Source organism: Streptacidiphilus monticola (assembly GCF_042658505.1).
Classification (GTDB): domain Bacteria; phylum Actinomycetota; class Actinomycetes; order Streptomycetales; family Streptomycetaceae; genus Streptacidiphilus; species Streptacidiphilus monticola.
Genome location: NZ_JBHSQJ010000017.1, coordinates 18,571 through 32,712, shown reverse-complemented (window position 1 = coordinate 32,712; position 14,142 = coordinate 18,571). Strand labels below are relative to the sequence as shown.

12 protein-coding genes and 1 pseudogene are annotated in these 14,142 nt (G+C 74.1%); 8 read left to right on the top strand and 5 right to left on the bottom strand.

Annotated elements, in window-relative coordinates; genetic code table 11:
* Positions 1-727 precede the first annotated feature (727 nt).
* Complete coding sequence (locus tag ACFP3V_RS05730; protein ID WP_380580410.1) at positions 728-3,001, top strand: catalase; 2,274 nt, start codon at positions 728-730, stop codon at positions 2,999-3,001.
* A 216-nt stretch (positions 3,002-3,217) separates the two neighbouring features.
* Positions 3,218-5,398 carry an RNA polymerase recycling motor ATPase HelR gene (gene helR, locus ACFP3V_RS05725; protein ID WP_380580408.1) on the top strand — a complete coding sequence of 727 codons (2,181 nt, stop codon included), beginning with the start codon at positions 3,218-3,220 and terminating at the stop codon, positions 5,396-5,398.
* A 7-nt stretch (positions 5,399-5,405) separates the two neighbouring features.
* Here helR and ACFP3V_RS05720 read toward each other — a convergent pair whose 3' ends face one another.
* Entirely contained in the window at positions 5,406-6,764 is a 1,359-nt protein-coding gene (locus ACFP3V_RS05720; RefSeq protein WP_380580406.1) for a lipase family protein, read from the bottom strand.
* 212 nt (positions 6,765-6,976) lie between these two features.
* On the opposite strand from ACFP3V_RS05720, the gene ACFP3V_RS05715 reads away from it, so the two are divergent.
* From ACFP3V_RS05715 to ACFP3V_RS05705, 3 genes are all read left to right on the top strand, one after another.
* Positions 6,977-7,978 (top strand): glycosyltransferase family 2 protein, encoded by a 1,002-nt coding sequence (locus ACFP3V_RS05715; protein WP_380580404.1) that lies wholly within the window; start codon positions 6,977-6,979, stop codon positions 7,976-7,978.
* A gap of 145 nt (positions 7,979-8,123) precedes the next feature.
* Positions 8,124-8,507, top strand: coding sequence for a hypothetical protein (locus ACFP3V_RS05710; protein ID WP_380580402.1), 384 nt, complete (start codon positions 8,124-8,126; stop codon positions 8,505-8,507).
* Positions 8,508-8,645: 138 nt separating this feature from the next.
* Positions 8,646-9,044, top strand: coding sequence for an STAS domain-containing protein (locus ACFP3V_RS05705; protein ID WP_380580400.1), 399 nt, complete (start codon positions 8,646-8,648; stop codon positions 9,042-9,044).
* 15 nt (positions 9,045-9,059) lie between these two features.
* Here ACFP3V_RS05705 and ACFP3V_RS05700 read toward each other — a convergent pair whose 3' ends face one another.
* Positions 9,060-9,692 (bottom strand): diguanylate cyclase, encoded by a 633-nt coding sequence (locus tag ACFP3V_RS05700; protein ID WP_380580398.1) that lies wholly within the window; start codon positions 9,690-9,692, stop codon positions 9,060-9,062.
* Positions 9,693-10,138: 446 nt separating this feature from the next.
* On the opposite strand from ACFP3V_RS05700, the gene ACFP3V_RS05695 reads away from it, so the two are divergent.
* Together ACFP3V_RS05695 and ACFP3V_RS05690 are read left to right on the top strand one after the other, a co-directional pair.
* On the top strand, positions 10,139-10,792 hold the full coding sequence (locus ACFP3V_RS05695) for a HemK2/MTQ2 family protein methyltransferase (RefSeq protein WP_380580396.1): 654 nt from the start codon (positions 10,139-10,141) through the stop codon (positions 10,790-10,792).
* A complete protein-coding gene (locus ACFP3V_RS05690) occupies positions 10,776-11,045 on the top strand; it encodes a CDGSH iron-sulfur domain-containing protein (RefSeq protein ID WP_380580394.1) in 270 nt (89 codons plus the stop codon). Before ACFP3V_RS05695 ends, ACFP3V_RS05690 begins: the two co-directional genes overlap by 17 nt.
* Here ACFP3V_RS05690 and ACFP3V_RS05685 read toward each other — a convergent pair.
* From ACFP3V_RS05685 to ACFP3V_RS05675, 3 genes are read right to left on the bottom strand one after another with little or no spacing between them, the layout of a single operon-like run.
* On the bottom strand, positions 10,989-11,981 hold the full coding sequence (locus ACFP3V_RS05685) for an iron-containing redox enzyme family protein (RefSeq protein ID WP_380580392.1): 993 nt from the start codon (positions 11,979-11,981) through the stop codon (positions 10,989-10,991). The two genes, ACFP3V_RS05690 and ACFP3V_RS05685, sit on opposite strands and share 57 nt — an antisense overlap.
* Positions 11,956-12,948, bottom strand: a complete 993-nt coding sequence (ddaH, locus tag ACFP3V_RS05680; protein ID WP_380580390.1) for a dimethylargininase — start codon at positions 12,946-12,948, stop codon at positions 11,956-11,958. Before ddaH ends, ACFP3V_RS05685 begins: the two co-directional genes overlap by 26 nt.
* A 19-nt stretch (positions 12,949-12,967) precedes the next feature.
* Positions 12,968-13,219, bottom strand: a complete 252-nt coding sequence (locus ACFP3V_RS05675) for a hypothetical protein (RefSeq protein WP_380580388.1) — start codon at positions 13,217-13,219, stop codon at positions 12,968-12,970.
* Between the two features lie 387 nt (positions 13,220-13,606).
* Here ACFP3V_RS05675 and ACFP3V_RS05670 point away from each other — a divergent pair.
* Positions 13,607-14,142 (top strand): annotated as a pseudogene (locus tag ACFP3V_RS05670) (hypothetical protein); the annotation flags it as partial.

Below are 14,142 nucleotides of genomic sequence, written 5' to 3'. Positions count from 1 at the left end.
GAGATGCCCCGCACAGGCAGGACCGACCCCTGGCGGGTTACCGACAGCCGGGCCCGAACCCCCGCCAACCCGCCACACACCCCAAGGCACGAGCCGCCAGCGGCCAGGGCCCGGCGCAGCCGCAACGGCCGGCCACCCACCACCACCTGCACTCTGGGCAGCCCCCGGCGCGACCCCTCCCTCCCAGTCGCGTCTTTGAAGCGAGCAGAGCGAGCAGCACGGCGAGCCAGATCGCCCCACGACGAATGCCGTTGCCGCCACAGTGCGTCGTCCTTCGCCTCCCTTGCATCCTCCCCTCCCTCTCCACCTCGCTTCCCTCGCCTCGCCTCGCTGCCACACCCACGTGAGCACCGCGCCCGCCCCAAGGCACGGCCCGGCTCCACCGCCCGACCCTGCCTTCNGCCTCGCTGCCACACCCACGTGAGCACCGCGCCCGCCCCAAGGCACGGCCCGGCTCCACCGCCCGACCCTGCCTTCGCCCTCCACCCTCCGCCCCACCGGCCCTCCGCCCCACCGGCCCTCCACCCTCCGCCCCACCGGCCCTCCGCCCCACCGGCCCTCCACCCGACCACCACCCCTTCACCCCTCCGCCTCGACGTTTGTCCCCCTCTCCCCCGGGCAGCCGCTCCGGCGACGACGACCACCGCCGGAGCCGGGCGGCGGTTCCGACCGCTCCGTGGCAACCGGGGACCGGCCACCGGCGACCGGCCACAGGACGGAGAGCGTCATGACCAACAACCCTGGGCCGCCCGAAGGGCGTCCGCAGGAGCACACGGCGCCGGTCACGGAGACCGTCAACCCCGGCCCCCCGCAAGGGCGCGGGCCAGCCGACGGCACCCACGGCCCCGACGACCGCGAGAACCGCGAGAACCGCGAGAACCGGGGGAACCGGGGGAACCGGGCGAACCGCGACAGCAAGGACGCCGCCCTCGACGCGTTCCGCGTCCCCGCCGGAGAGGGCGCGGTGACCACCGACCAGGGCGTCCGCGTCGACGACACCGACAACTCGCTGCACGTGGGCGAGCGCGGGCCGACCCTCCTCGAGGACTTCCACCTCCGCGAGAAGCTGACCCGGTTCGACCACGAGCGCATCCCCGAGCGGGTGGTGCACGCACGCGGCGCGGGGGCGTACGGCTACTTCGAGCCGTACGAGTCCCTCGCCGAGTACACCTGCGCCGACTTCCTCCAGGACCCCGGGCGCCGCACCCCTGTCTTCGTGCGGTTCTCGACCGTGCAGGGCCCGCGCGGCTCCGCCGACACCGTACGCGACGTGCGCGGCTTCGCGACCAAGTTCTACACCCGGCACGGCAACTACGACCTGGTCGGCAACAACATGCCGGTCTTCTTCATCCAGGACGCGGTCAAGTTCCCCGACTTCGTGCACGCGGTCAAGCCCGAGCCGCCCAACGAGATCCCCACCGGGGCGTCCGCCCACGACACCTTCTGGGACTTCTGTTCGCTGCAGCCCGAGTCCACCCACATGCTCATGTGGGTGATGTCCGACCGGGCGATCCCGCGCAGCTTCCGGATGATGCAGGGGTTCGGCGTGCACACCTTCCGGCTGGTCAACGCCGAGGGGCGGGGCACCTTCGTGAAGTTCCACTGGAAGCCCCGGCTCGGCGTCTGCTCCCAGGTGTGGGACGAGGCGCAGCTCACCGCGGGCCGGGACCCGGACTTCCACCGCCGCGACCTGTGGGAGGCGATCGAGGCCGGCGCGTACCCGGAGTGGGAGCTCGGACTCCAACTGATCCCGGAGGAGGACGAGTTCGCGTTCCCCTTCGACCTGCTGGACCCGACGAAGCTCGTGCCGGAGGAGCTGGTCCCGGTGCGGCCGGTCGGCCGCATGGTGCTGAACCGCAACCCGGAGAACTTCTTCGCCGAGACCGAGCAGATCGCCTTCCACACGGCCAACGTGGTGCCCGGCATCGACTTCACCAACGACCCGCTGCTGCAGGGGCGCAACTTCTCCTATCTGGACACCCAGTTGATCCGCCTGGGCGGTCCCAACTTCTCCCAGCTGCCGGTCAACCGTCCGATCGCCGAGGTGCGCAACAACCAACGTGACGGCTACGGCCAGCAGCTGATCCATCCGGGGCCGAGCTATGCGCCGAACTCGGTCGGCGGCTGCCCCGCCGCGATGGGCGGCGGGCGGCTGCCCGAAGGGGTCTTCGAGCACTACCAGGAGCGCGTGGACGGCCGGGCGGTCCGCCGCCGCAGCCCCAGCTTCGCCGACCACTACAGCCAGGCCGCGCTGTTCTGGCACAGCATGGCCGCCTGGGAGCAGGAGCACATCACGGCGGCCTTCGCCTTCGAGCTGGGCAAGGTGGGCGAACAGGCGGTGCGGCAACGGATGGTGGACAACCTGGTCCACGTCGACCCCGCGCTGGCCGCGGAGGTCGCCCGGCGCATCGGTGTCGCCGAACCCGCACCGGACCAGGGGCAGGACCAGGGCCGGGAGCAGGCACCGCAGCAGGAGAGCGGACTGCGCGCCTCGCCCGCGCTCAGCCTGGAGAACCTGCGCGGCGAGGGTGTCGCGACCCGGCGCGTCGCGGTCCTGGCCGGACCGGGAGTGGTCACGGCACAGGTGCGGGCCGCGCACGCGCAGCTGGCGCCGGCGGGGGCGGTGGTCGAGACGCTGGCCGCGCGGGGCGGTCAACTCCCCGGCGCTGACGGTGAGTCGGTCCCGGTGGACCGTCCGCTGCCGACCATGGCGTCCGTGCTCTACGACGCCGTCCTGCTCCCGGACGGCGCGGGCGAGGCGCTGCGCGCCGACCCGGACGTGCTGCGGTTCGTCACCGAGGCGCTGCGCCACGGCAAGCCGCTGGCCGCGCTCGGCTCCGGGACGGAGCTGCTGCGCAGCGCCGCTACGGCGGCGGGCATGAAGGAGCACGCGCGGCTGCCCGGTGTCCTGCTCCATGCGTCCGACGGTGAGCCGGACGAGTCCTTCTGGCCCGGGTTCCTCGCCCTGATCGCCAACCACCGCTATCCCGACCGCGGTTGACGGAGCGGAAAGCCAGACGCCCCCGCTGCGGCGGGGGCGTCGGCGTGACCCGGGCGCGGCACGACAACGGCCCGAAACGAAAGAAGCGAGGGGCACATCGCCGCTCCTCGCCACTTTAAAGCTATAGCACGAGGGGGGTCTTGCCGCAAGGCCCCCCTGCTGCCGCAGAATCGACCACTCGCAGAGAAAGCTGACGATTTGGGAGATATGCGCCGAATGAACCCCCTGAGCACCAGCGCGTTCGACCTGCCCGAGCGCCTGCACGCCAAGGCCGACCCGGAGCTCATCGCCCGCGACGAGCAGCACTTCGCGGATCTGGCCGCGTGCCTGGAGGACACCGTCGCGGAACTGACGGACCGTCTGGACGCCGTGCGGCGGTCCCCGGGCGGCGCGGGCCGGGCGGCCCTGGACCGGGACGTGGAGGTGCACCGGCTGACCGCCCGGCTGCGCGCGTTGCGCCGCTTCACGCTGGACCTGTGCCTCGGCCGCGTCGTCACCGCGGACGACCCGGAGCCCCGTTACATCGGCCGGCTCGGCCTCACCGACAGGTCGGGACGGCGGCTGCTGCTCGACTGGCGCTCCCCCGCCGCCGAGCCGTTCTTCGCGGCGACGCACGCCAACCCGATGGGCCTGCTGAGCCGGCGTCGCTACCGCTGGACCAAGGGCAGGATCAGCGACTACTGGGACGAGGTGTTCACCCCGGAGGGTCTGCGCGGCCACGCGGCGCTCGACGACCAGTCCGCGTTCATCGCGAGCCTGGGCACCGAGCGGTCCGCCCGGATGCGCGACGTCCTGGGCACCATCCAGGCGGACCAGGACGCGATCATCCGGGCCGGCTCGCGCGGGGCCCTGGTCGTGGACGGCGGCCCGGGCACCGGCAAGACCGTGGTCGCCCTGCACCGCGCCGCCTACCTGCTGTACGCGGACCCGCGGTTGGGCGGCCACCACCGCGGCGGCCTGCTGTTCGTCGGTCCGCACCAGCCCTACCTGGACTACGTGTCCGACGTGCTGCCGAGCCTCGGCGAGGAGGGCGTGCAGACCTGCACCCTGCGGGACCTGGTCGCCGAGGGCGCCGGGGCCCCGCCGGAGGCCGACCCGGAGGTCGCCCGGCTCAAGTCGTCGGCGGACCTGGTGCGGGCGGTCGAGAAGGCGGTCGGCGTCTACGAGGAGCCGCCGACCGAGGGGATGACGGTCGAGACCTACTGGGCAGACCTCCCGCTCACCCCCGCGGACTGGGCCGAGGTCTTCGCGGCCCCGGAGCCGGGCACCCCGCACAACGAGGCGCGCGAGCAGATCTGGGAGGCGCTGACCGACCTGCTCACGGACCGGCTGCAGGAGGAGGACCAGGAGAGCGAGGTCCCGCCGGAGCTGTTCCACCGCGCGCTGCGGCAGAACCGGGAGCTGGTGACAACGCTGAACCGGGCCTGGCCCATGCTCGAACCGACCGATCTGATCGGCGACCTGTGGACGGTCCCCGCCTACCTCCGGCTGTGCGCACCGTGGTTGGCGCCCGACGAGGTCCGCGCCCTGCAGCGCGAGGACGCCCAGGCCTGGACGCTGTCCGACCTGCCGCTGCTGGACGCGGCCCGGCAGCGGCTCGGCGACCGGGAGGTCGCGGCGCGCAGACGGCGGCAGGAGGCCGCCGTCGCGGCCGAACGGGCCCGGATGGCCGACGTCATCGACGACCTGGTCCGCGCCGACGACGACTTCGAGGGCGCGGTGACCATGCTGCTGGGCCAGGACCTGCGGGACACCCTGGTGGACGATCGCGTCGTGCCGGCCGCCGACCCGGACCGGCTGGCCGGACCGTTCGCCCACGTCGTCGTGGACGAGGCCCAGGAGCTGACCGACGCGGAGTGGCAGATGCTGCTGCGGCGCTGCCCCTCCCGCAGCTTCACCGTCGTCGGCGACCGGGCCCAGGCCCGGCACGGGTTCACCGAGTCCTGGCGGGAGCGCCTGGAGCGCGTCGGGCTGGACCGGATCGAGGAAGCCTCCCTGACCGTCAACTACCGGACGCCGCAGGAGGTGATGGCCGAGGCCGAGCCCCTGATCCGGGCGGTCCTCCCGGACGCCAACGTGCCGCTCTCGGTCCGCAGCAGCGGGCTGCCGGTCGTCCGCGGCCGTGTCGACGAGCTGGAGGCGACCGTGGCGGACTGGCTGGCCGCGCACGACGAAGGGGTCGCCTGCGTCATCGGCGCGCCCGGGTTCCGCGAACGGCCGCGCGTCCGCTCGCTGACCCCGGAGCTGGCGAAGGGTCTCGAGTTCGACCTGGTGGTGCTCGTCGAACCGGACGCGTTCGGCTCCGGGATCGCGGGCGGGGTGGACCGCTACGTCGCGATGACGCGCGCGACGCGGCAGTTGGTGGTGCTCACCGCCGCCGGGGCGGCGGCCTCCTGACGACGGCTCAGGGCAGGAGCGGGAGCAGCCCGCAGGAGGAGGAGGCGGACCGGCCGGACAGCCGGTCGGTCAGCCAGGAGATGGCGTCGCCCTGGTCGGTGAGCAGCGGCGCGAGGTGGTTGGTGAGCAGCTTGTCGCCGAGGTTGGGCAGGACGATCGGGGCGTAGGTGACGTCCGCGCCCTTGCGGCACCAGTCCAGGGCCAGCTGCCGCACCTGGGCGTGGACCACGATGTCGTCCTGGACCCCGGTGGCGACGCGCACCGGGGCCGTGGGCTTCAGGTTGCCGATGCGCTGCTGGGCCAGGACGTTCTGCAGGGTCGGGTCGGCGGCGATGATGTCGGAGATGGAGCGGCCGTCGGTGGTCCACGTGCTGCTCTTGGCGAAGCCGTAGCCGAGGATGGCGTCGCCGACGCACATGGTGGACAGGTCGGCCAGGGCGGACCGGCCCGCGCTGTTGATGTGCGCGGCGATGATCGGCCGGATCGCGGGGTAGGTCTGCTCCAGTCCGTTGATCGACCAGCCCAGCGCGCCGGCCAGGGCGCTGCCGTCGATGCCCTTGATGACGGCGGTGAGGTCGGCCGGCGGGGCGCCCACGTAGGCGCCGGAGAGCCGGAGTTCGGGGGCGTAGGAGGGCTGCAGCTCGGCGGCGGCCGCGCTGGCGCCGCCGCCCTGGCTGTAGCCGTAGAGGCCGATCCGGGTGCCGGGGCCGAGGGACGTGCCGGGCAGGGCCAGGGCGGCCCGCGCGGCGTCGAGCAGGGCGTGCCCCTCGTCCACCCGGTTGACGTAGGTGTGCAGGCGGTCGGTGGCGCCGAGGCCGACGTAGTCGGTGACGACGACCGCGACGCCCTTGGCGAGCAGGCGGTAGACCGCCAGGTCCTCGTATCCGACCGAGACGGTCCGGGTCCCGAGGGTCAGCGGGTTCTGCAGGTTGAGGGAGGGCGCGCACTGGTCGCCCTGCCCCATGGTCCCGGACGCCAGGGCGACCAGGGGCCGGGCACCGCCGCCCCGCCAGGCCGCGCTCGGCTCGATGTAGGCACCGGTGACCGCGACGGGGGCGCCGGTGGCGTCGGTGGACCGGTACATCAGGCGGGTCGCGGTGCCGGGCAGCGGTCCGTCCAGGCCGGGCAGGCTCAGCGCCAGCGGCATCGGCTCGGTGCGGACCAACGCACCGTTGTGGGCGGGCAGTTGCGCGGGCGGGTCGTAGAACGCCGGGATGGCGACGCCCCGGGACACCTCCCGCCCGCTGTCGGCGACGGCGGCCGGGACCGTCACCGTCAGGGCGGCGGCGGCGAGGGCGGCGGTGGCCGCGAGTCGGCGGTTCCGGGTGCGGTCGGTCGAACGGAAGGCTCTGAACGGTCGTCCCACGGTGCGCTCCCTTGTCCAACTCGATTGCGACGCCGGGAGGTTAACGGCGACTCAGGAGCCGGGGTAACCCGTCGGTAGGTTACGGTGCAGTAACTTTCCGGTGAGTAAGGTGCGTGGCTCGTGAAGGCCGTTGGTGGGTTGCATGACAATCCTGTCAGCGCCTCTCACCTGGCCTTATGCGCGACCGGCCGACTGCCCTAGGGTCCGGGACCGTGACCGGCTCCCCACTGCTCAGCGTGATCGTCGCCGCGCACGACCTCCAGGGTGGACTGGACTCGTGCCTGCGCTCCGTCCTCGCCCAGTCCTTCACGGACCTGGAGGTCGTCGTGGTCGCGGACCCGTCCTCGGCCTGCCGGACCGATGTGGCGGAAGCCCACCGGCGGGGCGACGCACGGGTGAGCGTCGTGCACCTGGACGCCACCGCCTCCATCGGCCGGATCCGCAACGCGGGCGCGGCCCGCGCCCGCGGCGAGTACCTGCTCTTCCTCGACAGCGACCACCTGCTCTGGGGCGGCACCCTGCGGGCGATGGCCGACCGGCTCGACGCCTGCGACCGACCCGACCTGCTGCTCTTCGGGCACACCCGGCTGCACCGGGGCCAGTCCTGGCCCGGCGCCGCGGCCGGGCTGCTGGCCGGGGACGACGGTCGGCCGTTCACCCTGGCGCAGCGGCCGGACCTGCTCGCCGCCCCCGCCTACTCCTGGGACCGGCTGATCCGGCGCGGCCTGTGGACCCGCGAGTCGCTGGCCTTCCCGGACGGCCTGCACGAGGAGGTGACGGCGATGCACCACGCGCTGTTCACCGCGTCCCGGATCGCGGTGCTGAAGTGGGAGTGCGTGCAGATCCGCCGCCGCCACACCCAGCACCCCGCGGGCTCCCCCGACGGCACGCCCTTCGACGTCTTCGCGCGCTACGAGGACAGCTTCGAACTCCTGGGCCGCAGCGGGCAGTCGGCGGCCGCACCGCACCTGTTCACCCGGATGGTCCGTCACTACCTGTTCCTGCTGGGACTGTCGGGCCACCTGTCCACCCGGGAGCGCCCGCGCTTCTTCGACCGCGCGGGCGAGCACTACCAGCGCTTCCTCCCCGAGGGATACGAGCGTCCCCCGGGCCGCGAGGGCGTCAAGTTCCAACTGCTGTCCAACGGCGGCTACTCCGCCTTCCAGGCCGCCCGCCTGCCCGCCATGGCGCGCGCCCTGCTGCCCCACTCCTGAGCCGGGGCGGCCGGCTGTGTCACAGCGCGGCGACACTCGTCACACCCCCGCCACAGTCGGGCCGTCGGCCGTGTCACCGGTCCGCGGCCGGGGCAGGCTCGCCGCAGGCACCGACCCACGACGCCGACCTCTGGGGGGATCCCGAATGCGCACCACCGCTGCCACCGTTCTCGGCGGCCTGACGGCCGCGACCGCCGTCCTGCTGCTCAGCGCCTGCGGCGGCTCCGGCTCGTCCCCCGCCTCGGGAACGCCGGCCGCCGCGGGCACGGCGTCCTGCGAGGCGGCCCTGGTCAAGCAACTGCAGCAGGCGCGCACGGCGGGCACGAGCGCCACACCAGACCCCGGCGTCGCCGCCTGCGTCGGACTGTCCGCGGCGACCCTGCAGCAGCTCTCCGCCGACGCCGTCCGCACCGTCCTGGGCGACACCCTGCCGTCCGCCCTGCCCACCGGGCTGCCCTCGGACCTGCCGAGCGACCTGCCCACCACCGTGCCGACGGACCTGGGCAGCCTGCTGCCGACCTCCAACTGACAGCCCCCGCGGGCGACTCGAATGCGGGCCCCGCAAGCCGACTGGAACGCGCGCCGCCGGGCAGGTGCAGGGCATGGACCGCTGCGGTCCGCGTCCGGCGCGCGCACCGCAGGCGCGCGACCGGAAGGAGGCCTTCCCATGAGTACCGCCGAGAGTTGTGCCCTCAGCACCACAGGGCGCGCTCCCCGCCTGCGGGCGGAGCTGCGCACCGCCCCCGGAGCGGCGGTCTGCGTCCTGCTCGGCGACCTCGACCTGCACACGCGCGACATCGCCGAGCCCGTGCTCGACCGAGCACTGGCCGCGGACGCGCCCGTGGTCTGCGTGGACCTGCGCGACGTACCGTTCTGCGACTCGTCCGGGCTACGCCTGCTGCTGACGCTGCGTGAGCGCTGTCTGCTGCAGGGCACCGCCCTCGCCCTGGTGGCCCCGAGCCACCGGGTCGTCCGGCTGCTGCAAGTGGCCGCCGTCGAGGACGTGTTCGCCATCCACCCCGACTGCGCCACCGCCGTGGCGGACCTGGTCGGCGGGAACGGCTGACGGCAGCCCGGGTCACTACCTGCGGGCCGCCCTTGCGCAGCGCCACAACTCCTCGGCGTAGAGCAGCCCGAGGCCGGCGGCACCGGCGCCGACCCCCGCGAGGTAGCGGGCCGGAAACGCCGGACGGCGCAGCCGCAGTCGCCAGGACGCCCGGGTCGGCGCGGCCAGCGCCCGGCCCAACCCCCGCACCTGGTCCGGATGGAGGCACGCCAGCGCGGCAGCCGCCATGTAGGGCAGCGACTCCAGGAAGCTGTGCAGGTGCTGCTCGACCACCCCGACGTCGCGCCCGCCCTCGCGCGCGGTGCGCACGTCCCACAGCGCGGTCGCCTCGTGGGCCAGCACCGACAGCAGCAGCACGGCCAGCACGGGCGGCTCGACCTCGCAGAGCAGCACGACGATCGCCGGCACGCCCACCTCGGTCATCATCGCCAGGTGGACCAGTGACTCGCGGGTCCCCGCGTTGTCCTGGATCCGGGTGCGCCGGTGCATCAGCCAGTCCGCGGCGGCCGGGACGGTCCAGGCGGGAAGCAGTCCGTACGCGAGGTACCGAACCGTCGCCTGCTCCACCTGCGCGGAGCCGGCCGCACGGACCTGATCGGCGCGACGCGCCGGACGCAGGGCCGCGGGGCCGCTCGATCGGACGGACATGCTCTCCCCTGGGGTCGGCGGACGGGCCTTCGCCGCGTCTGCCCGACCCCTCCCGGTTCACACCCCGGGCTCCATCCCGGGGAGCCTCCCAAGCTAGTGCCGTGTCCGGACAGGTTCGCCGTCTTGCGGTGCCCGGCACGGGACTCCCCCAGCCTTCGACCGGGGGTGCCCCCACGCCGCGCGCGCCCAAGGACATCCAGTACGAGGGCGACCTTCCGCCTTGCGAGCTTCCCCCAGCCTTCGGCCGGGGGTGCCCCCACCACCGGACACCGCAACCCGGCGAACCTATCCGGACCGCTGCCTCCTGGTGCCGCCCTACTCGACATCGGCACCGGCGCCCTCGCCGNCGGAGCCGCGCGACGCCGCCACGGGATGGATCCGGCGGACAAGTCCTGCCCCACGGCCCCCGCAGGCATCAGCCGCTCAGGGGCGGGCAGACGCCGGACATGCTGCTGATCACACCGCCGGGCGTCTACCGCGCCCAGGCGGACACCGAACTGCTCCTCGCCGCGCTCGAGGAGGAACCGCTGCCGTCCGGCGCCGCCGTCCTGGACATCGGTACCGGCAGCGGGGCCCTCGCCGTCGCCGCGGCCAGACGCGGCGCCGCCGTGACGGCCGTGGACGTGTCGTGGCCGGCGCTGGCCTCCGCCGTGCTCAACGGCGCCCTGCACGGCCGTCGGATCCGTGCCCGCCACGGCGACCTGCTGCGCCCCGTGGTCGGCCGCCGCTTCGACCTCGTCCTGGCCAACCCGCCGTACGTCCCCGCCCCCACCCCGCTCTCCTCCGCCCGGGGCGCCGCGCGGGCCTGGGACGCGGGACCTGACGGCCGGCAGCTCGTGGACCGGATCTGCGCCCACGCTCCGGCCTTCCTGCGACCCGGCGGCGTGCTGCTGCTCGTCCACTCGGACCTGTGCGGCGTCGAACGCACCTGCGCGGCACTGCGGGCGACGGGCCTGCGCGCGGCGGTCGTCGCCCGGGTGACTCAGCCCTTCGGGCCGGTGATGCGAGCCAGGGCCGAATGGTTCGAGCGGCAGGGGCTGATCGAGCCCGGCCGCCGCGAGGAGGAACTGGTGGTGATCCGCGGTGTCCGCCCGCGCTGAGGCGACCCGCGTGGTGCTCCCGGAGGGTCCCGGCCCGGTGCTGGTGGACGGCCCGGTGGAGCTGGTGCTCCCGGACGGCGGGACCGTACGCAGCGAGCGCCCGGTCGTGGCGCTGTGCACCTGCCGACGCAGCCGCCGCTACCCGTTCTGCGACACCAGCCACCGCCGCCGTCGCCGGGCGCCTGGCGCCGCCGGCTCAGGCGACGGGGACCGCGGCGGGGACGGGGGCGTCGGCCAGCGGGATGCGCAGTGAACTGCGCCCGGCGGACCAGCAGTTGACCATCCGCTCGCCCATCCGGTCCTCCAGCAGCATCGAGGCGGCCAGCCCGAACGCGACATCCTGCTCCAGCTCCGGCTCGTCCCGCAGCAGTTCGTCGATCACCCCACGGCGCACCAACTGCTCGTGCACCGCGTCCGCCTCGATGTGCTCGCGGTAGAAGCGGACTCCCGCCTCACCCGCGCCGCAGGCGGCCAGCGCCTCGGCCAGGCGGGCGGAGGCCGGCGAGGACGTGATCTCCACCCCGGCGAACTGGCCCACCAGCGCGCCCCGCAGGCTCCGGTGCAGGCCGAACAGGGACATCAGGTTCACCACGGCCAGCGCCTCGGCGGGCGCGGCGTCGAGATGGCGGCCGTACCCGGCCTCGAGGCCGAAGTCCGCCATCATGTCGGCGTACAGCCGCGCGTGGACCCGGCCCGGGTGCCCCCCGCCGTACTCGTCGAACTCGACGGCCACGAAGGCGGCCTGAGCGGCGCCGTGCAGCCGGGGGATGGCCCATGCCTGCGGATCGGCCTCCTTGAGGTGGTACAGCGAGCGTTGCGCCAGGTACTCCCGCACCTGCCACCGCTCACCACGCTCGCGCAGGAACCAGGACGGCCCGCTCCCCTGGTCCGGCTCCGTCAACAACTCGTCCAACTGCCGCTCCAGCGGCGGGACCTGGCCGAGCAGCGAGCGAACCCGGGCGAGGAAGTCCCGCTCCAGGCCGGCACGCAGGGCCAGCAGGACAGGCGTCCACTCCCAGCGCGGGTCCACACCCTGGAAGCCCCGGTAGTGCAGTTCGTAGCAGACGTAGAGCGCCAACTGGACGTCGTCGTCCAGCCCGTGCTCCGCCGGCCCGTGGCCGGGCTCCGGCTCCCTCTCCGCGTCGGCCCACAGGGCCCCCGGCTCAGGCGGCTCGGTCCGGCCGGTCAACCCGGAAGTCTGCTCGGGCGTCCGGCGCAGCAGTCGCAGCAGCCGGTCCGAGACCGGACCGCGCGCTGCCGGCAGGGGCGGGGTGCAGCCGCTGGTTCCCATGGCCGTTCGGCCTCCTCTCCCACGGAGTCGCGGACGCGTGGTGCAGGTGCAGCACACAGCACTTGGGGCCGCCGCCCGCCTTCATCAGCTCGCCCGCGTCCACGAGGTGCGGCTCGAAACCCCGCCCGCGCAGCCGGTCGGCGAGCGCCGCCGCCCCGCTGGGCAGCAGCACGTTACGGCCGTCGCTGACGGCGTTGAGCCCGAACGCAGCCGCGTCGGCCTCCTCGACCAGCAGCGCGTCGGGGAACAGCGCGGCCAGGCGACGCCGTCCGGCGGCGGAGAAGGCGCCCGGCCAGTACATGACGGTGTCCTCGGCGAGCACCGCGAAGGCGGTGTCGAGGTGGTAGAACCGGGCGTCCACCAGGGTGAGCTCGACCACGTCCCGGCGCAGGAAGCCACCGGTCTCCGGGTGCGACTCCCGCTCGGTGCGGAAGCCGTGACCGGCCAGCAGCCGGCCCCCGGCGAGCAGATGGTCCCCCTGACCCTCGTTGGTCCGGCCGGCCCGGCGCACCTGCCGGTAGCCCCGCGCACGGAACCAGCGCTCGTAGGCGGCGGTCTCCCCCCGGCGCTCGGGGTGCCGGAAGCTGCTCACCAGGATCCGGTCGTCCACGACGGTGGCGGCGTTGGCGGCGAACACCATGTCGGGCAACCCCGGTTCCGGCTCGGCGAGTTCGACCCGGTGTCCGAGGTCGACCAGCAGTGCGCGGAGCCGCTCCCACTGCTCCATGGCCACTCGGCGGTCCGGCGGGTCGCCGGGGTCCATCCACGGGTTGATGGCGTAGCGGACGTCGAAGTAGGTGGGCGGGCACATCAGGAAGTGGCAGGGGCGCGGAATCCGCATCGGGGCGGCGGCCTGGGTCGTCACGACGGCTCTCCCTCCCCCGTCAGCGGGCGCGTGGCAGGTCCTCGGCGGGCTCCACCGCCTCCGACGCGACAGCGATGCAGTCGGTGTCTATGCGGTCCGCCAGTCCGTCCAGCAGCTCCCGGACGGCCGCGACGGTAGGCGGGTCCGCCTCGGGCTGGGACCAGTCGCCCACCTCCTCGGAGACCTGCCGCAGCAGCGAGGACAGCGTCAGCGCCGGGACCAGCACCTCCCCGTCCGACAGGCACACCAGCTCGATGGTCATCTGGCCCATCACCACCACTCCCTCCTGTCCGGCCGCGCTCTGCGCCCCGGACTCGGCGTCCGCTGGCGGCTACCCCCTGCCTGCCTGCGCACACCTGGCCCGGGCGGGTCCCGGACTGGGCGGAGCCACGGGCACGGCCGCACCGGCCGCAGGACGGCGGTTGACGCTCCGTCAAGCGGGCGACGACGACAATGGGCCACTCGGGGAGATCTGTCATCGGATCATTCCTGAGCGTTCGTGCGAATTCCCGGTCTAGCGGCCCTCTCGCCGGGCCTTTTGATCGGATGAAAGATCACACCGTTGCGCGCAGCGGCGAGGCCGTCAGCGTTCCGCCTGCCGGTACCCCTATCGTGGGTGCCCACCGTCACCGACTCAGCCCGGGAAATCCAACCGCCTATGTCTGTCGCGACCGACCACAGCAGCAGCGTTCTTCCCTCCACCCCCCTGCCCGCCGACGCCCGCGAGGACCTGGTCCGCTACGCGGACGCGGGCGGGTTCACGCTCAGCACCGAGACCCATCCCTGGTACGCCGCGCTCGACTCGGTGTCCCGGCTCGACGAGGCGCGCGCCGCCTCCACCCTGCTCGCGGAGCTGCGCAGCCGCGACCTGCCCCTGCTGGAGCAGGCGGCGGAGCGGCTGGCCGCACTTCCTGGGTTCGAAGTACCAGAAGCCGTGGGCGAGTTGGCCTCCGCCGTGATCGTCCTGGCACGGCTGCAGGAGAGCCTCGCGGTGCTGCGCCCCGAGGCGTACGACGCTGCCGAGGACGAACTGCGCGCCCTCGCCGCCGCCACCGCGAGCAGCGCCTGGCGCGCCGAGCGCGGCGTGCGGCAGTCCTGGTGGCAGCGGAGCCGGCTGACCCGCCGGGCCCGGCGCCTCGCGGCCGGCGGCCGCCCCCACCGCGACGAGCTGCACCGCGCCGTCGCCGCGGCGTC